We start from the raw sequence: 21,522 nt of genomic DNA, 5'->3' as shown, positions 1-21,522 counted from the left end.
TAATCTAGATAAATATTAAATACTATCGAGGAGTGATTGTATGGCAACACAAGCTACCCTAACTGAAGCTACCCGATTTTTTAATGAACATTTTCCCGAAGGCAGTGCCTATGATTCAAGATACTCTCAAGTTTCTACTATCCGTTCTGGCAGCAATGGACAAGATGTGAATCTACGCTTTCAAAGATTGGGCAACCAATTACAATTCTTGGCAAGTTTACATGACAAATTACCATCTTCGTCTTCCATTAAAGAAAGCGTTAAAACGGCGATTCTTGCAACATTTACTTCCATAGAAGAATTAAAAAATAGTGCTGGTCAATCATTACTGTTAAGCAATGCAAATTTAGGTGGTTCCCCTGCTGGCGGCATTGTTTTAGCCGGCTTAGTCATAACTCGTACAGGTGTTTATCATGATTTAGATCAAACAAATCGAAATCGAATAGCATTCGCTACAGATTCTTTGGCAAATCAAATTGCCTCTTGGATGGATAGTTCCTCTAATCCAAGTTACAACGCTTTAGAGGATTCAATTAGTTGCTGGAGAAATCAAAGATTCGCCAACTTTGCTGTGAATGGCCCTATTCTTCACGTAGGGGGACTTGGGTTATATTTAGATCTGATAGCGACGTACAGTTCAGCCTCTCAATTCCCAAAATATCAAACACTCTATAAATATGGAACTTATGTTATGGATAAGTGGGCAACTTTAGATGCTTCGCAAACAAAAGCTTCACTTGCAATTGGTGGCTTACTTACAATAAATTCTGGCCGTAAGTTCTTCCCTTCATCAGGGTATAATGCATATGTAGGCATGGGGTTAGCTTGGCTAGCCCACGGAATGATGTATACAGGTAACCTTGGTATTATTCCAGACGCTCGTTTAATCTGTGATGCCAAAAAAATAAACAATTTTTATCAAGATGTTTTTCATGCTCAATCTAACATGAAGGCTTATGAAATCAGCGAACCCGCAGATTTCACTGGTGAAAAATTAAAAGAAGATACCATACTTGCAGTTGTAGAATTAGGCTATAGTAGAACTGAAATTGATCAATTACTTACTAGCCATCTCGATAGTTCAACGGGTTATTTATACACACTTGCCTGGAACGGTGATGCTGCTTTTTTAACAGCCCTAGACAAGGCTGTTCGAACTGCAGGTGAAACTGTATTTTTAGACTCGGAAGCGACTGACGGCTCTTCCATCATTATTGCTTATTCTCGCACAGGTGAAGCAGCAGCACATCGAGCGATGGCTGGATTTGCTGGTATGCTTCAACGCGAAATCCTAACAGTATCTGATGGTATATGAATCCGTTGATTTCCGCTACGATGAATGCTTTTTTTAGGGCATAGCTTGCGTAACGATTAAACGTATATTTGCATGCGAAAGAAAAGCACGTAGAGGATTCTTACTTTTTCTGCCAAATTAGAAGAAGCTAACTAATTAAACATGGCAAAGTTCAAAAATAACTGGAAATAGTTGCTCATAGAGTCCTACTGTCGTTTCTAGGAACTATTTGGAACGAATATAAATTTCAAAAGGTATTCGCAATGTGATCATTGCGAATACTTTTTGTCAACAATCTGCGATAACTTCGGTACTCCGTATCATACATAAAAAGTGGAACTTCCTATATTTTAATTAGGATTTTCCCTGCATATTGGCGGCTTCCCATTAGTTCATGGGCTTTCTGCATGTCCTCTAATGCAAAAATGTTAGCAATAGGTACTTGGAAATGTGCATCACTTACTAAAGAAAAAATATCCTGTGCAACGTGTTGCAGCATTTCTGGCCTTAATGAGCGAGTCGTCCCTAAGCTAAAGCCTTTGACATTGCGACAGCTATTATGTAAATCAGTTGTTTTAATGTGGCCCGCTGTACCATACTATTTCCAAATTGTATTGGGCATACGCTCCGTTTTTCGGAAATGCGAAAACACAATCTCCCTTTTTAAACTTACTACTATCATCAAAAACTTCTTCTATCTCACTAGCAACATCTAAACCAAGAACCATCGGGAAATTTGCCTTAGCTTTATTCCCTGTTCGATTTTTAATATCGGCAAAATTGACACTTGTGTACATTGTACGAATTAACACTTCCCCTATTGAAATAGCAGGCTTTGGACATTCAACATACGTTAAAACAGACGCTGGGCCAAACTCATTAATAATCACAGCCTTCATAATCTCACTCCTCCCTGATATAGTTAAAGTATAAGATCGTAACAAAAAAAAGGGATACATTTACATATTGATATAGTGGGGGAATTCCAGTGAAAATATAGCCTAAAAAAGATGTATATAAGGGCCAAACTTACAACTATTTTGAATTAGGTAATGATAAAATCTGTTTCATGTTTTCTGGTACGGGTTACACGTATGATAAACCTCTTATGTATTATTCCACGACATTCATGCTGGAACTTGGGTATGATGTAGTGCAAATCTGTTATTCTTTTGAACAGCAACAATTTGAACAAGAGCCAACAGCCATTTCAGAAATGGTCTATAGTGCCACAAATCCTATTGTGACTTACATGTTAGACAGCAAACCATATCAAGAGGTTGTGTACATAGGTAAATCGTTAGGGACTCTACCAATTATAGATTTTTATATGCAACAGCATACATCTTTTCCTTCTCGCTATGTCCTATTTACACCACTTCTGTCATTCGAACATACCCAACATAATTTGCAGGACAAGCATGCCTTTTTGGCAATTGGTACAGCAGATCCACATTTCTCACAAGAAAAATTGGACCAGCTGAATTGTCATCATCTTGCAATTGTAGAAAGCGCTAATCATTCTCTAGAATTAGTAAATGATACGCTAACTTCCATTACGCTTTGTCAGACACTGTTAAAAGAATTACAATTATTTATTCAAAAATAATACAGCACAACGTACATCAACAACAGCAAAAATCTACTGCACCCTCTTCATCGCTGTTGGTGTTGGCTTTAAGTAGTACTATTCACTGCTAAAATACTTATACTTCTCTCAACTAGTCACCCTGTGAAATTAGCTGTATATTAGATGTATACATAGTCATTATATGAAGGAGGAATTTTTTTGGTATCATCGAAAGATGTAGCAAAATATGCAGGTGTATCACAAACAACCGTTTCTCGTGTGTTAAACACGCCTGAGTTAGTGAAAAAACCAACGCTCGATAAAGTAATGAAAGCCATTCAAGAGCTGAATTATTTCCCTAATGCACATGCGCGTTCACTTGTTCAAAATAAAACGGGTACCATTGTCCTTCTATCTGGGCCATTGCACAATCCATTTTTCGTCGACACAACTACTGCGATTGTAAATTTTGCGAATGATATGGGCTATCGTGTGAATGTACAGTTTGTCAATGATAAAAAACTTTCTGAAGCCTATGCTACAGCAATTGAACATAAGGTAGACGGTATAATTTTATCCTGCATATTAATTGACGATCCATTTTTTGAGCAATTGAAGCGAATGAATATTCCATTTATTACTTATAACCGGAAGCATAGAAATAACGAACATTTTGTAGAGATTGACAATTTTGAAGCAGGCTATTTAGCGGCAAAACATGTCATCGACTTAGGGCATAAGCGAATTGCTTGGGTAGGTGGACCATTAACTGTTAGTACTTTTAACAATCGTTATCTTGGTTTTTTACAAGGCTTGCGGGATGCTGCTATCGACATAGCAGCATCATATATTTTTAATACAGATACCTCAAAGCTAGATATTTCTCATGCTTTTCAAACGTTAATGGCATATCCGCACCCCCCTACTGCCATTTGTACAGGTGCTGATTCACTTGCACTAAATCTATTAGATGATGCGATGCGGGACAATATTGACGTTCCTAACGATCTGAGCATTATTGGAATAGATAACGTGGACTTGAGTCAACATGGAGCTATTCAGCTAACGACAGTGGGGAGTATTTCAGAGCAAAACTTAGGATTTATGGCCATTGAGAAATTAATTGAAATAATTGAAAATAAAAAAAATAGTTGCGTAAAAATTACGGAATCTGTTAAAGTGTTTGAAAGAAGCACTACTCGAAAAATATAAAAACAAACTTTCAAAAAGGTTTGTTTTATATTTTATGGTTAAATGAATACGTAACCATACCCTTTTTTTTAATACTTTTATGGTTACGTATTCATATATTTATATACCCGTAGTAGGGCATCGTTATTTTTTTCTTCAAAATGGTTACGTATTCATCGTAAGGGGGCATGTATCATTTTATAGCGTTCATTTAGTAAAGGGGTTATTTTCACATTTAGGAGGAGAAATGTTTTATGAAATGGAAAAATCGTAAGTACGGCGAAGAGTCGCCTTATATTCCAGCGGGTCCTTTTAAAATCCGCTTACCTTTTATTCACTATCGTTTTGAATGGCCAGATTATGTACAAGGTTTGTTAATGTGCGCAGTTGATTTGTCTGCAATTCCATTGTTAACAACTTTACTCGGTATGCCGTTTGAGGTAGCTTTAGCAATTATAGTATTAAATGGTTTGTTTTATTTAACGCATCATTTATTAGGTGATCCAGCAGTGCCAGGGTGGATTACACCAGCAATTCCACTAATCACATTGTATTGTCAGCAGTTCCCTGAAGGTCCTGAACGTGTTCATGCGCTCATAGCCTTTCAGATGACACTCGGTTTGTTATCCATCTTCTTAGGTGCTACTGGATTAGCCCAACGAGTAGTACGACTAATCCCACCAGCAATGAAATCAGGCATTATTCTCGGTGCTGGACTTGCCGCTGTTATTTCTGTATTCCAAGTTGGTGGTCGTTTTGAAACATTTCCGTGGACAATCTCTATAGCCATCGGAATAGGATTTTACTTATTATTTTCTAAACATTTCGCGGTTTTCCATAAACGAAACGCATTGTGGGCAACTATTGCCAAACTAGGAATTTTCCCTGTTATTCTGATTGCAGTAATCATTGCTCCCCTATTCGGAGAGGCACCTTGGCCGACTATTCAATTTGGGTTTTCAGCACCCGATTTCATAACACTTTGGAATGACTACACCGTATTCGGTTTAGGCTTACCTCCTTTGATGATGTTTGTTACAGGACTACCTACTGTATTAGCAACTTATATCGTACTATTTGGTGATGTTTTACAAAATAAGGTATTGGTAGAGGATGGTGCAGCAGCTCGACCAGATGAAAAGCTTGAGTATAGTCCAAGTCGAGCACATTTAATCTTTGGTATCCGTAATTCATTTATGAGTATCTTAGGTCCTGATGTGACGATGTGTGGACCAACCTGGTCAGCTATGCAAGTTGTTATGATTGAGCGCTACAAAAAAGGGCGTAAGGCAATGGATTCCTTCTTCGGTGGTATCGGTTCCTTCCGATGGGGTACAAATACAGGCTTGCTACTATTGCCGATTGTCAGTCTAGTTGAACCAATTTTAGGTGTAGCACTAGCATTAACCCTATTAATTCAAGGTTATGTCAGTGTAAAAGTTGGGATTTTAGAGGCTCGAAGTCAAACTGACTTAGGGATTGCGGGTATTATTGCAGCTGTACTTTGCATTAAAGGTGCAGCATGGGCATTCGCTGTTGGTATTATTTTATGTTTATTAATTTATGGTAAAGACTTCTTTAAAGGTGAAGTCGACAAAACATTTACAAAAGACCAATTGACTCAAGATAAAGCTTAATGATGAAAGGATGATTAGATGAAAAAACAATATTATGTAAATGGTGAATGGAAAACTGCAAATCATTTCGCAGCGCTTCACTCCCCTTATTCTAAAGAGGTTATTGCCGAAATTTCTCAAGCTACACGTGAAGATGTGGAAGAAGCAATTCAGTGTGCCTACCATGCAAATTCAGCTATGGCAGCATTAACAGCTTACGAGCGTGCAGCTATACTTGAACATATCACACAGCTCTTTACTGAAAATCGCGTGAAAGCTGCTGAAATAATTGCCCTTGAAGCAGCTAAACCTTTGAAATATGCATTAGGGGAAATCGATCGCACAATTGAAACCTACAAATTTGCTGCTGAAGAAGCTAAACGGCTTACGGGTGAAATGATTCCAATGGATGCAGCCAAAGGTGGCGCTGGGCGTTTTGCCTATACGATTGAACAGCCTTTAGGTGTTATTGGTGCTATTACTCCCTTTAATTTCCCACAAAATTTAGTGGCACATAAGGTTGGTCCTGCCATTGCAGCTGGTAACACGATTGTCTTAAAACCTGCTTCTCAAACGCCACTTTCTGCACTATTTTTAGCTGAAATAATTGATCAAACTGCCCTACCGAAAGGGGCTTTTAATGTCGTAACAGGTAGCGGTAAAACTGTTGGCGATGCACTTGTAGATAGTAACAAAGTTAAAATGATTACATTCACAGGTAGTCCGGCTGTTGGTATTGGCATTCGTGAAAAAGCAGGCCTGAAAAAGGTCGCCCTAGAATTAGGCTCCAATGCAGGTCTTATTATAGATCACAATGTAGACTTAGATAAGATCGTGCCGAAGTGCGTTATGGGGGCTTTTTCAAATCAAGGTCAAGTTTGTATTTCATTGCAGCGCGTTTATGTACTGGATGAATTATATGAGGCATTTACTGAAAAATTCATAGCTGCAACAACACAATTAATGATTGGTAATCCTCTTGAAGACACAACAGATATTTCTGCAATGATTCATCCTGATGAGCAGGTTCGTGCGATGAACTGGGTACAAGAGGCAACCCAAAACGGAGCACAACTTTTAACTGGTGGCACTGTAGAAAATGGTGTGTTTTTGCCTACAATTTTAACGAATGTAGCCTCTACATTAAAAGTTTCATGCCAAGAAGTATTCGCGCCTATCGTTATCATCAATCGTATTTCTTCTATTGATGAAGGCATAGCAGCCATTAATGACTCGAACTACGGCTTACAAGCGGGTATTTTTACAAAGGATATTCAAACAGCCTTTACTGCTTCCAAAAAGCTTGAAGTTGGTGGTGTTATCATTAATGACATTCCCACATACCGTGTCGATCAAATGCCCTATGGTGGTGTTAAGGAAAGTGGTACAGGTAAGGAAGGTTTAAAATACGCAATACATGAAATGACAGAAACAAAATTGGTCGTTTGGAATCAACAATAAGGAGTGCTGATTATGTCTGAAAAAATTACATTTGCCCCTATTAGCTATACGGGCTGGGGTTCGTTATCTCACCTATTAGATGAAGTAAAACGTTTGAAAGCCAGTAAAATACTAGTAGTAACTGATCCTTTCCTTAAGGATATCGGTCTTACTAATCAAGTTACAGAGCCGTTAGAGGCTGAAGGTTACGCCATTGAAATTTATACAGAAGTTGTTCCTGAACCACCTTTAGCAATAGGTGAAAAATTAGTGGCTCATACACGTGACAATGCTTTTGATTTAGTTATTGGTGTAGGCGGTGGTAGTGCGCTGGATTTAGCAAAATTAGCTGGTGTACTTGCTTCACATGAAGGCAATGTCGCACATTATTTAAATTTAACAGGCACAAAACAAATCACAGAAAAAGGAATTCCTACTATATTAATTCCGACAACTTCAGGTACAGGCTCAGAAATTACGAATATCTCTGTCCTTTCTCTTGAAACAACAAAGGATGTGGTGACACACGACAACTTACTAGCCGATGTGGCCATTGTCGACCCTGCCCTGACAATTTCTCTACCACCAAAAATCACTGCCGCTACTGGAGTTGATGCTTTAACCCATGCAGTAGAATCCTATATTTCTAAAAATGCTAGTCCTGTTTCAGATGCTTTGGCATTACAAGCTATTCGCCTAATTAGTAACTCGATACGTACAGCAGTTGCCAATGGACAAGATAAACAAGCACGAACTGATATGAGTTACGGTAGTTATCTTGCAGGTATTGCCTTCTTTAACGCTGGCGTGGCTGGCGTTCATGCACTTGCTTACCCTTTAGGTGGCCAATTCCACATAGCCCATGGTGATTCGAATGCCGTATTACTTCCTTATGTAATGGGCTATATTCGCCAAAGTTGTGAGAAACGAATGAAAGACATTTATGATGCAATGGGCTTTAGTTCCATAAACCTTTCTCAAGAAGAAGCATCCTATAAATGTGTTTTAGAATTAAAACGCTTAGTTGAAGATGTGGGTATCCCCTCTTCTTTAAAAGGCTTTAACATTCCAGAAGATGCTTTACAAAGTCTCACAAATGATGGCATTGAACAACGTCGTATTTTAGCACGAAGCCCAATGCCTCTATTAAAAGAGGATATTTATACGATTTATAAAGCTGCTTACGACGGCGTAATTGTGGAACCTTCGAAATAGGTGCCTAATAGAGGGGCCGTCAAGTCCGGCTACAATCTGAAAATATGAATCTGCTCGAGTTCTGCGCGTAAGCAGGAAGTCTTCTCGACGCTCAGCGTCTAGCAAGATGCTTGCTTTGCCTAGCGCGGAAATCCGGCAGATTCACTTTTATTTTCAAGTCCGGAAAAAGCTATTCGCTTTCCGCGCGCGAGCCAGCTAACCTCCTCCTTTGCTCGTTTCGTGTGGGGCCTAAACCTGCTCGCGTTCTTCTGCAGGAGTCTTGCAATGGAAAGCGTCCGTCGTCGCGGAAATCAACGGATTCTTATAGACTCCTCAATTTTAAAAGCAATTTTGATTTTATCTTCAATCTAAAAAGCTCTCCCCAATATGGGGAGAGCTTTTTTCGATATTGAATTTTAGTATGCTAAACCAAATAAAGCTTTGATGTGTGTAAGATAGCGAATGTTAGACGCTTCTTTCATAAGTGTAGCAGGAAGTCCTTTAAGTTGAGTGTTGCTAGCACCTATTGTAGCTACAGCATCTTTGCGACCTAAGCTTGCAAGTGTACCAGAGTTAACTGCTGAGAATGGCTTCAAATCTTGGTTTTTGTATTGTGCGAATAAGTTGTAACCAGCGCATTCGCCCATTTGCCATGCAACTTGTGCAGTTGGTGCGTAAAGTGGACGTCCACCGTCAGCTGGTAATGCAACAGATGCATCACCGATTACGAATACATCAGCATGTGATGTAGATTGTAAGAATTCGTTGATAGTTGCTTTACCGCGATCAGCAGCAAGACCTGACTCACCTACTAGTGGAAGTGGCGCTACACCCCCAGTCCATACAAGTGTGTTTGCAACGATTGGCTCACGGTCTTTAAGTGAGATTACATTACCGTCAACACCAGTAACCGGTGTCCCTGTAATGAATTCAACACCACGTTTTGTTAAGCTTTCAGTAGCACGCTCAATAAGCACGTCTGGCAGTACTGGTAAGATTTTTGGACCAGCCTCAACAAGTTTGATTTTAAGTTCAGCAAAGTTAACACCGTGCTTTGCTGCGATTTTAGGGAAGTTGTCCACGATTTCGCCAACAAGTTCAACACCTGTTAAACCGCCACCACCAATAACGATTGTTGCATCCGCTTCGTCTTTTGACTGTGCGTAAGCTTTAATACGGTCTTCGATGTGTCTATTAATTTTATTGGCATCATTTACTGATTTAAGTACCATAGAGTTTTCTTCTAATCCTGGGATACCGAAGAAACCTGTTTGGCTACCTAGTGAAACTACTAAAGTATCATAATTTAAAGTATATCCAGTATCTAAATCAACCTTTTTAGTGTCTACGTTGAATTTCGTTACTTTTGCAATTTCTAGATTAATATCTAAACCTTTGAAGATTTTTTTTAGTGGTAATGCTACAGCACCTTCTGCAATAGTACCTCCAGCTAAACGGTGAAGCTCAGTGATGATTTGGTGTGTTGGAAATTGGTTAACGACTGTGATTTTAGCTTCATCAGCTGATAAATACTTACGTGCTGTTAATGCAGTTAAAACACCAGCGTAACCAGCACCTAAGATGACGATTTCTTTTGACATTATTAATTAATCCTCCGTCCTTACGAATTAAATGTATCTCGAGTCTTATTTAGATTGACGTTCAGCGTTTACTTGTAAAAAAGCATTTACAAAACGGAAAACACCTTGAACTTGAGGGTCTTTTAGCATTTTCATAAGACCAAATAAACCGATAACTTCTTGGCTCTCAGAAGCACGGTCTTTTGCTTCAATTGCAGTAGCTGCAAGATTTTTAGCTGTACCTACAACTGGACCAGCCATTTCTGTAACAGCACCGACAGTATCATTTTTTAATACTTCATCAGTTGCAACTGCTTGTGCGAACTCATATGATTTTGTTAATAACGTCATCATTTCAGTTAACTTTGGTAATTGCTCAACTAAAGTTGTTAGAGAGGCTTGTACCTCAGGCTTTAATAGTTGGTCTAGTACATCTAGTTGTTCTTGACTCACAGTTAATTGTTCAGATTGTGCTTGGTTATTCGTTTCTGACATGTTGAACTCTCCTTTGCCATCACTATTACTATTTTTATATTACTTCCATGTAAAAAAGACCATTAAGCGATTTCTTAACAGTCGTTACAGCGGATATCTTACACATTCACCAGTCACAAGGGCTGGATAGTAATTCGTATGATCAGTTATTACAATGTTAACTTCATTTTGCAAAAAGCACATCACAATTCCATCCTTATCTTGGTGACATTACAACCTTCATTATAAAGCTGTTTGTACATTATTTCAATCAGCTAAATCACAATTTCAACATTCTTTTCAAGATTCATTGAATTTGTCAACTATTTGTTGTTAACAAAGATATCTTTTTGTCCATTTTGTTAAAAAATACAATTCCTTAATTCTCTTTTTTTAGCTGATGCGGTAATAAATATTTTACAATCAATAGTAATGCATTCTATTTTCTAGACAGTCTACTACCAAAACTTATGACGACTTCTTAACAGACAGCCAAAAGAAATCAATAATCTCTTTCGCAGCATTGGCTTCTGTTTGAAATAGTCGATTACCTTCGCCATCTTTAAAATAGCCAACTGACATGAGCGCCATAAAGGTATGTGTAAAAAATTGAGCATTACCAGTCCGAATTGTCCCCTTGTCCATTTCACTTTGCATCGCCTGCTCAATTGTTTTATACATTTCGTTTTCCGAGGCATGAACTTCTTTTAATTGTTGCTCTGATAAATTAATTGTAGCTTCACGCATAAAATTCTTCATATCAATATCCAATGTTGCAGATAAATGAATTTCGACTAGTTGCTCTAATCGCTCTTTAAATGCTGTAGGCTGTTCTAATATCTGTTTAATATGTAGCTGAATTCTTTTCATCATTGCAATTAATGCGGAAGTATATAACTCCCCTTTAGTCGGGTAATAGTAATAAATAGTTGCTTTCGTAACATTGCATGCTTTCGCTACATCATCCATCGACACATTCTTATAGCCATCTTTTATAAAAAGTCTTGTTGCCGTCTCCAGTACAAGTTCTTTAGTTGGTTTAGCATTGTCATCATGGCGAGGTCTTCCTAGAACACGCGGTGATTGTTTCAACAAGTTCGCCCCCTTATAACCGATTATTATTAGACATAGTATAACATATCAGTAAATAGCAATTGATTAATTAACCTTCTAGTATATATAATTATCATTACATACATGGAATGGAGGTTTCGTCATGCAAAAACACCCACTCGAGCAATGGGGCGCATTAGTTGCAGGTAAAAAAGGTCGGTTGTTGGCACTTACCATTTGGGTTTTACTCGTTGTTGTCCTATCTTTTGCTTGGCCACAAATAAATAGTATCGAAAGTGAATCGGCTAATAATCTGCCAGATTCAGAAATGTCTGAGCAAGCAGCAGCCATTATTGCAGAAGAATTTCCAAATGATGCCGGTACCCCACTGTTACTTGTCTGGCATCGTGAAAATGGTCTAACGACCGATGATTATTCAGCTATTCAAAAGGTATATAAAGATCTTAAAACAAAACCTTTGGCACACCAATCGCTTGTGCCACCTTATGATGAAATGCCACCTCAAGCTTTTTTGGCAGCTACATCTGACAATGGTTCAACAATCGTTACACCTATTTTCTTTGAAAAAGGTGTTGCTACTGATTTATTACAAGAGAGTCTTGATAATTTAACCAAAACAATGGATATGTATAATGTCCAATTAGATGAAGAATTAACAAAAGATGCACTCCATGTATGCTATTCAGGACCTGTGGGTATTGCAACAGATGCTGTTAGCTTATTCTCGCAAGCGGATGTGAAACTACTAATAGCAACGGTAATGCTTGTACTTGTGTTACTGATACTAATCTATCGTTCACCTTTACTTGCCATTATTCCACTAATCGTTGTAGGCCTTGCTTATGGTGTCATTAGTCCAACACTTGGTTTCTTTGCGGAGCAAGGCTGGATTGATAAGGATTCACAGGCTGTGTCCATTATGACCGTATTGCTTTTTGGTGCAGGAACAGACTATTGTTTATTTTTAATATCCAAATATCGTGAAATACTGTTTGATATTGAGGATAAGGCTTCAGCAATGAAACTTGCTGTAAAGGAATCTGGTGGTGCTATCTTGATGAGCGCTTTAACGGTCGTTATCGGATTAGCCACACTTAGTCTTGCCCACTATGGCGCATTCCAACGCTTTGCGGTGCCATTTAGTTTTGGCGTTTTAGTAATGGGCATAGCGGCATTAGTTGTACTGCCTGCCATCCTCGTTATTATTGGGCGTGTAGCATTCTTTCCATTTACACCTCGAACAGAGGACATGGCTCGTAAGAAGGGTAAAAAACAACATAAGTCATCTCATAAAATAAGCCGCAAAATCGGACACTTCGTCACGCATAAACCTTGGATTGTTATTGTTGTAACTGTTCTTTTACTTGGTGGTTTAGCAGCATTTGTGCCCCGTATTCAATATACATTTGACTTATTATCTTCTTTCCCAGAGGATATACCCTCTCGTGAAGGTTTTACTTTAATAGAAGAAAATTTCTCACCGGGAGAACTAGCGCCTGTCCAACTTGTAATTGATACGACAGGCACAGATATTAATATCCAGCAGTCGCTCACTGCACTTCCTTATATAGATACTGTGGGAGATGTCCAAATTGGGGAGAAAAGCGATGCCATTCAATTATATGAACTTACGTTTAATGCAAACCCTTATGCAAAAGAATCATTGGCGCATATACCAGAGCTTAAGGCTGAAGTCGTAAATATACTTGAAAGTACAGGCATCAAGAATGCTGATCAGCAAGTGTGGATTGGCGGAGAAACTGCAAGTCAGTATGACACACAACAAATTACTGAACGTGATGAATCGGTTATAATGCCGACCATGATTGCGTTAATAGCAATTTTATTATTTATCTATTTACGTTCTGTGACAGCAACAGTGTATTTACTGGCGACAGTGATTATTTCTTATTTTGGCGCACTCGGTGCAGGTTGGCTTATTTTGCATCATATTATGGGAGCAGAGGCGATATCGGGTGCCATTCCACTGTATGCATTTGTATTCTTAGTAGCCCTTGGGGAAGATTATAACATCTTCATGATTTCAGAAATTTGGAAGAAACGTAAAAATACAGATCATTTAACAGCGGTAGAAGAGGGCGTAGTTCATACGGGTAGTGTCATTACATCTGCAGGTCTTATTTTAGCAGGTACATTCGCTGTCCTCGCAACACTACCTATACAGGTACTTGTGCAATTTGGCGTTGTGACTGCCATCGGTGTTCTACTGGATACATTTATCGTACGTCCACTGCTTGTGCCAGCGATTACTACTGTTCTTGGAAAATATGCTTTTTGGCCAGGTCCGCTATTTAAAAAGGATGCCTAAAGCCTGCTATCCAACTCTTAATATTTTGTAATTAAAGCAGCACGTTAATGTATAAGAATAGACCCGTTTTTTGTGGATGCTACTAGGCACACAGAAAACGGGTCTTATTTTATCCTTTTATAACATGACTTTTCATCTAGATTATTAAATGTATCGACCAACTTCTAGATTTTATCGATAACTTCAAACGATTTATCCCCCAACTATACGATTACTGTAACAACGTATTGAAAAAAACATAAAAAGCCCCGTTCTTAGAACGGAACTTTTTGTCGTTTATAAGCTAAATTTAAATCATTTCTCTCATTTATTACTTTGTAGGTTTTTTCAAATCCATTGTAGCTGCTACACTTTCAACTTTTACACGTTTTAAGAAGAATGCCAGCACTAGTGCAAGAACTGTTACAATAGCCGCTATTAAGAATGAATGTGTAATCCCATCTAATAAGGCTGTTTGCATAATTTGATCTTGCATTTGTTGCATTTGCTCAGCTGTTGGCACCACACCGGATTGAGCCGCCTTCGCTTGTGCATCTGCGATTAAGTCCGCAGCTGTCGCTTTCGTACGGTTGTTCATAAAAGTAACCAACACGGCACTACCTATCGCTCCTGCTACTTGTTGTAGAGTATTATTGATAGCCGTACCATGTGGATTCATAATTTGTGGTAATTGATTTAAACCGTTTGTCATAATAGGCATCATTACCATAGACATACCGAACATACGAATTGAATACATAGACACGATAAATGTATAACTCGAATCCATGGCTAATTTCGTTAGACCAAATGTAGCAAGAGTAGTAATCGTTAAACCAATAATCGCTAAAATACGCGGCCCGAATTTATCAAAAAGCTTCCCTGTAATTGGAGACATAATGCCCATTACAAGTGCCCCCGGAAGCATCATTAATCCCGCTTCAAAAGGTTCAATTCCACGAATTGATTGCACATAAGCCGGTGTTAAAATCATCCCAGAGAACATCGCCATGGAAACAATAACAGAAATAGCCGAGCCCAGTGCAAACATCGGATATTTGTAAATACGTAGTTCCAGTAAAGGTTCATCCATACGTAATTGTTTAAAGATGAAAATAATTAACGATACAAAACCAATTGAAATGGTACCGTATACCCAAGGGCTAGACCATCCTTTATCGCCTGCTGTACTGAAACCATAAAGAATACCACCAAATGCAACTGTCGATAAAAATACGGAAAGGAAATCTAATTGAACTTCACGTGTCTCCATCACGTTTTTTAATTTCCAAACGCCAAATAGTAAACTAATAATGGCAAATGGAATAATCATTTGGAATAGCATGCGCCAATCATGATGTTCCACAATCCAGCCTGATAATGTTGGACCAATAGCTGGTGCCGCAATCATAACTAAACCAAAAATACCCATTGCTGCTCCACGTTTTTCTTTCGGGAAGCTCGTCAGCATAACATTCATTAACAGGGGTGACATACTTGAAGCCCCTGCTGCTTGCACCATACGACCTGCTAAGAGCACGCCAAAGTTTGGTGCAAAACCAGCCATAATTGTACCAATTGTAAATATTGTCATCGCTGTAATAAATAGATGTCTATTTTTAAAGCGTGTTACGAAAAATGCCGAAGCCGGTACTAAGATACCACTTACAAGCATATAACCTGTAGCCAGCCATTGTACTTTTGCATACGTAATACCAAAATCTTTCATAATGGTTGGCAACGCAACATTTAACAATGTGTTGTTAAGAAAAGCAACAAAAGCACCCACAAATAAAATAGCAATCATGCCATAAGGGGGCTTTTTCATTGTTAAGTCATTATTCATTTATATCCCTCAATTCTTTCTTGTTGTTTAAGATAAAACTTATTTTATACTCACAGTCTACTTTTTTCAACAATTTAGATTAATAATTTTAAAAACGTTGATATATAAGCGTTTTCATTATAGAATGAGAGTATAATAATTAAAAAAGGTGAGGTTATGAACAAAAGAAAAAGACAAATACTTACTTCTGCCCGTGAACTTTTTATAGAAAAGGGATTCGTAGATACATCTATTAACGATATCATCAGTGCTGCTAAAATATCTAAAGGCACATTTTATAATCATTTCGCCTCGAAAAACGAATGCTTAATCGCCATTCTAGATGAAGGGCGCGAGGAAGCAAGCAATCGCCGACATGAGCTTCTTTATGGGAAAGATCCAACTGACTTGGAAGTATTAACACAGCAAGTTGCAGTGCTCATGTATGTCAACCGCGAGCAAAATCTCATTCAAATTTTCGAATCAATTTTCCATTCTCGGGATAATGAACTAAAGAAAATTATTTTGAACTACCATTTACAAGAGTTAGAATGGCTTGCCAATAGACTTGTACAAGTTTTTGGAGAAGAAATTAGTCCGATGAGCTATGAATGTGCGGTACAAACACTTGGTATGATTAACCTTTCTTTACGTGCAGTGTTGATTTCAGATTATAAATATATAAATCGAGAAGCAATTGTACGCGTAGCATTACGCAATATTAGTGTAATTATTCCCGCAATGCTAAAATCAAAAGATATCATTATAAGTGTCGAGATGATTAACGCCATACAAAATGTTGTAAATTATCGTTCAGTCAGTAAAGAAATGGTAATCGAACAACTTCAAGGCTTTACGAAGGGATTATCGAAGGATGAAACTGTTGAAGGTTTAGAGTTCGCTACGTTTTTAATGGAAGAATTGCAGCAAGAAAAACCTAAGCTCTTTATTATCGAATCACTACTTACACCTTTCAGAAAAGCATTTGTTGGGACTGAACACGCAGCAGAGGCGCGTGACATCGCCAATAATTTATGGCGTTACGTAAAAATAGAACATCCTTCCGAGCACTGTCATAAAAAATAATCATAGGCCAAAAAAAAGAAAAATAGTATGCTAGGAGTACCTATGCATACTATTTTTTGTCATGTAAAGTGAAAATGTACTTATTAATTTATTTGCGCAACAGCGAGGGGCAATGAAGCAACAGCGGTTAAATCCTCTTTGTCTAATACTCTGTAGCCACGATGCAGCGCGTACCTTAAACACAGAAAGCGCAGCACATTGTAAGGACTTATTTTCAGACTACGCCATCATATAACTTCATGCTAATATGAATGCGCTATTGTTCATATGAAAATTTCACAACAAAAACGGTACCTCTTGCATCAGAACTAACACGAATTGTCCCATCATGCAAATCAATTAGTTGTTTGGTAATCGCTAACCCCAGACCAGTACCTGTAGCATCATCGGTTGTATTTGTTCCTCGGTAATAGCGCTCAAATAAGTTATCTAGTTCTTTTTGTGGAATTCCCGGACCTTGGTCAGCAATTGTCAACATGACGCCTTCTTGCGTATTTTGCGCTTCAACACTTACCTCCGTGTCAATCGGGGTATACTTCTTGGCATTTGTAATTAAATTATCTAATATTCGCTTTAAAAGAAGTTCATCTGCATCCAGTATGACATCTCCATAGACATGCACACACACCTGATTGTCTGCAAATTGCAGTAACCACGTATTGAGGGCTAAGGATACCTTTTCAAGCTTTATCGCTTTATTTTTCAACTGATACGTATAGGTTAAATCTTGGATAAGAGCATCCATGTATGTGGCCTTTTCTTGCATTGTTTTCGCAAATGCACGCATTTCATCATTCGTCCACTCATAATCACCAGACGCCAACATTGTGGAATAACCGTAAATAGAGCTTAGAGGTGTCTTTAAATCATGTGATAGCCCCGTAATCCATTCTTCACGTAATTGTTCGGATTGCTTAATTTGTCTTTCATTTGAGGCAAGTCGGTCCGATAAATGATTGAGCGATTCATCGACAGGTTGAAATAATTTAAATTTACGCTTTAATTTCCCTGTCTTCTGGTGATGAACTTTCTTATCGCTCAATTTCCGGTAGTCAAATTGCGCAAGTTGTTCAATCCGTGAAATAACGTAAACAAGCGGTCGAACAAATTGACGAGAAATCCCAATAGATAAGAAAATGACGCCAATTAACAAGATAATATGACTGCCGAAAAAAATTGCAACAAACAGAAGCATCGCTTTATTAAACGGTTCTTCAAACGGTTTATAGGCTGGGTTCGGCATACGTACAACAAGTGTTGTTTCATCTGCCAGTGTTGCACTTTGGATAAGTTCTTCCTGTTCGAAAATGTCATAATTCTCTTCAAATAATTCTGGCTTATCCAGTAATTTATAACTTTCACCAATAACTTCTACGCGTTTCCACCGTTCGTTATAAAGCTCTATAGTAGCCATATTATCCTTTAAACGCTGGAGCAAATCTGCAGGTATGTCCTCTTGTTTTTGCCAAACACTATATGTCTCATCAAATAGAGGCTGCACAAGTGAAGTAGGTAAAAATAATAAGTAATATTTAGGTAGTTTCCACGTATGCATACCTGAACGTTCGAGCGACAAAATTTCACTATCGGCTATTTCGCAAAGTTCGCATGTATCCCCTGTATAATCCACTATGTCCATTGATTGATTGATTAAATATAACTGCCCTAAATTCTCCGCAGCACGTTCTACTAAATAATCGGCAATTCGTACAGAATCCCCATCCTTTACCACTGCGTCATTTTCAATTTCATAGGAAGTCATAGTATGGATATTATCACCAACACGTGCATTGATAAAAAACGCAAAAAATAACAGACTGACAATAAAACCCAAAATAATTAATAAATAAAATACTGTGAAATATGAAACAAAACGCAGCGTTAATCTTCTTGATGGTTTCATCACTGAATATCTCCAACGAGTTTATAGCCAATTCCCCTAACCGTTACAATGCACGTTGGTTTACCTGGATCTTCTTCAATCTTTTCACGTAGTTTACGAATATGAACCATCACCGTATTATCATCGAATATATAATCTCCCCACACGCGTTCATATATTTGTTCCTTTGATAATACTTGCCCTGTATTTTCACAGAGATATTTCAGTAAATGAAATAACCTTCCACTAATAATGTCCTTTTTTCCATCAACTGTGAGCTCTGCCGCATCCACATTAAACACAAAACGATGACAAGTATATAGATGTCCCTCTTGCACATCCACCTTCTTTTTCATGTAACGCGTGAGCTGTACTTTTACCCTCGCTACAAGCTCTAGCGGATTAAATGGTTTTGTTATATAGTCATCCGCTCCATTCATAAAGCCACGTAGTTTATCCGCATCACTACTCTTGGCAGTTAAAAAGAAGATTGGGGCATCACTGTTCTCGCGGATACGCTTCGCCATCTCTAAGCCACTACCGTCTGGTAACATGATATCTAACAGATAAAAGTCAAATTCTTCCTTTCCTATTTCCCTCATGGCACCTTGTACAGTGTCACAAAGTGTAATGTTGTCAATTCCTTCTTTTCTTAAGATGATTTCAATCATTTCTGCAATAGCTCGTTCATCTTCTAATACTAAAATTTTTGCCTTTTGCATATTATCACCAACTTTTAAGATTACTTTAAGGTAGTCATTATATCTCTATAAGATTTTACTATTACTCTATGTATAAGTTAACCAATTAAGGAGATAAAACGCAAATGACAACAAATCGAGTTACCTTCATTGACAGTATACGTGGATTAAGTTTGTTTGGGATTTTGATGGCTAACCTGCTTATTTTCCAGTTTGGCATGTATGGCAAGGATGAATTAAAAAATTTATCAATGGTAGATAACGGTGCATTATATTTTGTAAAAGTCTTCATTGAGGGCTCATTTATGCCTATTTTCACCATCTTATTTGGCTTCTCTCTTATTAAATTTATCGAATCTGTCCGTAGAAAGAAAACTAAGAGTCGGTGGTCAATTCTACGTCGCGCAATTGGTCTAATCGCCATCGGTTGGCTCCATTCTTCATTTTTATGGGAAGGTGATATTTTATTATCTTATGGCTGTATGACATTATTTTTAATTCCGTTCATTAATCGTAAACCAAAAACATTATTTATATGGTGCGGTGTATTATTTTTACTGACGACAGCTTTAACATTCGGTCCTACGGAAATCACAAAAAAAGAGCAGAATGAACTAACTACTTATATCGAAAAGGCAGATGCAACTTATGCAAACGGAAGTTACCTAGACATCTATGATTTCCGTGCAAATGTTATGCCCCCTGGATTAGACGATCCTATTTTTGTATTCTTTATCTTTATTTTTGCACCTTTATTTTATGCACCACTGTTTTTATTTGGTATGGGGCTTGCTAAACTACACGCTTTTGAAAATATGCAAAAAGAAAAGAAATGGTACGTTATCGGGGCAATCTTAGTACCAGTGGGCCTCGCTTTCAAAGCATTTAGCTTTATAGAAAATAACTTTTCCGGCATGTTACTAATGGGTGGTTCACAGCTATTAGCGGTAGGCTACGTGTGCTTAGTAGCATTATTTTTTAATACGCGACCTGTACAGTTGCTCTCACCTGCTTTTGAAAGTGTCGGCAAGCTATCGATGACCAATTATTTAATGCAAACAATCATTTGTACAACAGTATTTTACGGATACGGACTCGGCTTATATGGCCAATTAGGCGTATTTGGTGGCATCATATTCGGGGTTGTACTCTATAGCTTGCAATGCATTTTTAGTATTGCTTATTTAAAGAAATTCAAACGTGGCCCGTTTGAAACCGTACTGAGAATATGGACGAATTGGTCATGGAGTGGGCAAACGAAACAGAAAGGAAGTACTGTAAATGAATCGTGAATCGAAAGAAGATTTTACAGATACATGGTGGTTTCTAGGAATTTGTGCAGCCGTAACCGTCGTTCTTACTATATGCGCATTCTAAAGACTTAAACCTCATAAAAAACATTTTGGCACTAAACGTGAAGTATATTACCTTAAACTCTTTTTACTAAGAAATAGAATAAAGCTCAATGTCTTGCAGGTTAAGTTACCGACAGCAACGATTACCAACCAACGATTTGTAGGTTCTATTTTAAGCATATTGAACGTCTGCTAATGCTCATGAACTATCCAAAACATATTCATATTCGTTTTCATATGTCCCCCTACTGTATACTATTTGTAGATAATATATAGCTTAGGGGGCTTTTCTATTGCTACAAAGAATAATAATTACAGGCTACAAACCACATGAACTCGGTATTTTCAATGATAAACATCCCGGGGTTCACATCATAAAAAAGGCATTGGAAAACCGTTTACGTCAATTGATTGATGAGGGGTTGGAATGGGTTATTATTAGTGGCCAACAGGGCGTAGAAACTTGGAGTGCAGAGGTTGTCCTCTCATTAAAGGAAGAGTTCCCTGCATTAAAACTTGCCATAATCACACCATTTTTAGAGCAGGAGAAAAATTGGCAGGATATTAAAAAAGAAAAATATCTGTCCATAGTATCTCAAGCAGACTTTGTAACAAGTGTCACTAAAAAGCCCTATGAGGCGCCATGGCAGTTTGTTGAAAAGGATAAATTTATCATTCAAAATACGGATGGGCTTCTTCTCATCTATGACGACGAAAACGAAGGCTCGCCAAAATATATGAAGAGACTCGCAGAAAAATTTAGAGAAACTAACGACTATACCCTTTTGATGATTACAGCATATGACCTACAAGTAATTGCAGAAGAAATACAACAGCAGGATTGGTAGATAAATATTGATATAATTTTCTGTCAATTATATACTAAACTAAATAGATTATGACGTCATTTATCCTGAAAGGAGCTGTTGACA

The 21,522-nt window shown here is 37.9% G+C and carries 18 protein-coding genes; 10 read left to right on the top strand and 8 right to left on the bottom strand.

Annotated elements, in window-relative coordinates:
• The first annotated feature begins 40 nt into the window (after positions 1-40).
• Positions 41-1,315 carry a hypothetical protein gene (locus C9J35_RS13855; RefSeq protein WP_107924972.1) on the top strand — a complete coding sequence of 425 codons (1,275 nt, stop codon included), beginning with the start codon at positions 41-43 and terminating at the stop codon, positions 1,313-1,315.
• 322 nt (positions 1,316-1,637) lie between these two features.
• On the opposite strand, the gene C9J35_RS24240 is transcribed toward C9J35_RS13855, so the two are convergent.
• Both C9J35_RS24240 and C9J35_RS24235 read right to left on the bottom strand, forming a co-directional pair.
• Positions 1,638-1,793 (bottom strand): zinc-binding dehydrogenase, encoded by a 156-nt coding sequence (locus C9J35_RS24240; protein WP_235616315.1) that lies wholly within the window; start codon positions 1,791-1,793, stop codon positions 1,638-1,640.
• 76 nt (positions 1,794-1,869) lie between these two features.
• Positions 1,870-2,193, bottom strand: a complete 324-nt coding sequence (locus C9J35_RS24235; protein ID WP_054767930.1) for an alcohol dehydrogenase catalytic domain-containing protein — start codon at positions 2,191-2,193, stop codon at positions 1,870-1,872.
• A gap of 209 nt (positions 2,194-2,402) precedes the next feature.
• Here C9J35_RS24235 and C9J35_RS13845 point away from each other — a divergent pair, with 209 nt between their 5' ends.
• From C9J35_RS13845 to C9J35_RS13825, 5 genes are all read left to right on the top strand, one after another.
• Positions 2,403-2,903 carry a hypothetical protein gene (locus C9J35_RS13845; RefSeq protein WP_235616314.1) on the top strand — a complete coding sequence of 167 codons (501 nt, stop codon included), beginning with the start codon at positions 2,403-2,405 and terminating at the stop codon, positions 2,901-2,903.
• Positions 2,904-3,083: 180 nt separating this feature from the next.
• On the top strand, positions 3,084-4,076 hold the full coding sequence (locus tag C9J35_RS13840) for a LacI family DNA-binding transcriptional regulator (protein WP_107924971.1): 993 nt from the start codon (positions 3,084-3,086) through the stop codon (positions 4,074-4,076).
• A gap of 233 nt (positions 4,077-4,309) precedes the next feature.
• Positions 4,310-5,692: a hypothetical protein gene (locus C9J35_RS13835; RefSeq protein WP_107924969.1), complete on the top strand. Its 1,383-nt coding sequence runs from the start codon at positions 4,310-4,312 to the stop codon at positions 5,690-5,692.
• Between the two features lie 18 nt (positions 5,693-5,710).
• Positions 5,711-7,132, top strand: coding sequence for an aldehyde dehydrogenase family protein (locus tag C9J35_RS13830; protein ID WP_107924968.1), 1,422 nt, complete (start codon positions 5,711-5,713; stop codon positions 7,130-7,132).
• A 12-nt stretch (positions 7,133-7,144) separates the two neighbouring features.
• Entirely contained in the window at positions 7,145-8,326 is a 1,182-nt protein-coding gene (locus C9J35_RS13825; RefSeq protein WP_107924967.1) for an iron-containing alcohol dehydrogenase, read from the top strand.
• A 395-nt stretch (positions 8,327-8,721) separates the two neighbouring features.
• Here the strand turns inward: C9J35_RS13825 and C9J35_RS13820 are convergent, their stop codons facing one another.
• From C9J35_RS13820 to C9J35_RS13810, 3 genes are all read right to left on the bottom strand, one after another.
• Entirely contained in the window at positions 8,722-9,906 is a 1,185-nt protein-coding gene (locus tag C9J35_RS13820) for an NAD(P)/FAD-dependent oxidoreductase (RefSeq protein WP_054767928.1), read from the bottom strand.
• Between the two features lie 45 nt (positions 9,907-9,951).
• Positions 9,952-10,380, bottom strand: coding sequence for a helical membrane plugin domain-containing protein (locus C9J35_RS13815; protein WP_107924965.1), 429 nt, complete (start codon positions 10,378-10,380; stop codon positions 9,952-9,954).
• A 447-nt stretch (positions 10,381-10,827) separates the two neighbouring features.
• Positions 10,828-11,451 (bottom strand): TetR/AcrR family transcriptional regulator, encoded by a 624-nt coding sequence (locus C9J35_RS13810; RefSeq protein ID WP_054767927.1) that lies wholly within the window; start codon positions 11,449-11,451, stop codon positions 10,828-10,830.
• Positions 11,452-11,575: 124 nt separating this feature from the next.
• Here C9J35_RS13810 and C9J35_RS13805 point away from each other — a divergent pair, with 124 nt between their 5' ends.
• On the top strand, positions 11,576-13,762 hold the full coding sequence (locus C9J35_RS13805) for an MMPL family transporter (protein ID WP_107924963.1): 2,187 nt from the start codon (positions 11,576-11,578) through the stop codon (positions 13,760-13,762).
• Positions 13,763-14,072: 310 nt separating this feature from the next.
• Here the strand turns inward: C9J35_RS13805 and C9J35_RS13800 are convergent, their stop codons facing one another.
• Positions 14,073-15,587, bottom strand: coding sequence for an MDR family MFS transporter (locus tag C9J35_RS13800; protein ID WP_107924962.1), 1,515 nt, complete (start codon positions 15,585-15,587; stop codon positions 14,073-14,075).
• 156 nt (positions 15,588-15,743) lie between these two features.
• On the opposite strand from C9J35_RS13800, the gene C9J35_RS13795 reads away from it, so the two are divergent.
• On the top strand, positions 15,744-16,652 hold the full coding sequence (locus C9J35_RS13795) for a TetR/AcrR family transcriptional regulator (RefSeq protein ID WP_107924961.1): 909 nt from the start codon (positions 15,744-15,746) through the stop codon (positions 16,650-16,652).
• A 256-nt stretch (positions 16,653-16,908) separates the two neighbouring features.
• On the opposite strand, the gene C9J35_RS13790 is transcribed toward C9J35_RS13795, so the two are convergent.
• Positions 16,909-18,555 carry a sensor histidine kinase gene (locus C9J35_RS13790; RefSeq protein ID WP_107924959.1) on the bottom strand — a complete coding sequence of 549 codons (1,647 nt, stop codon included), beginning with the start codon at positions 18,553-18,555 and terminating at the stop codon, positions 16,909-16,911.
• Positions 18,555-19,256 (bottom strand): response regulator transcription factor, encoded by a 702-nt coding sequence (locus C9J35_RS13785; protein WP_107924958.1) that lies wholly within the window; start codon positions 19,254-19,256, stop codon positions 18,555-18,557. The genes C9J35_RS13790 and C9J35_RS13785 overlap by 1 nt, the downstream gene beginning before the upstream one ends.
• A gap of 104 nt (positions 19,257-19,360) precedes the next feature.
• On the opposite strand from C9J35_RS13785, the gene C9J35_RS13780 reads away from it, so the two are divergent.
• Both C9J35_RS13780 and C9J35_RS13775 read left to right on the top strand, forming a co-directional pair.
• A complete protein-coding gene (locus C9J35_RS13780) occupies positions 19,361-20,527 on the top strand; it encodes a DUF418 domain-containing protein (RefSeq protein WP_107924957.1) in 1,167 nt (388 codons plus the stop codon).
• 356 nt (positions 20,528-20,883) lie between these two features.
• A complete protein-coding gene (locus C9J35_RS13775) occupies positions 20,884-21,438 on the top strand; it encodes an SLOG family protein (protein ID WP_107924955.1) in 555 nt (184 codons plus the stop codon).
• The last annotated feature ends 84 nt before the right edge of the window (positions 21,439-21,522 follow it).

The sequence above is a fragment of the Lysinibacillus parviboronicapiens genome, assembly GCF_003049575.1.
GTDB classification, from domain to species: domain Bacteria; phylum Bacillota; class Bacilli; order Bacillales_A; family Planococcaceae; genus Lysinibacillus; species Lysinibacillus parviboronicapiens.
The sequence above is the reverse complement of the archived record's forward strand: the minus strand, read 5'-3'. Positions and strand labels throughout refer to the sequence as shown.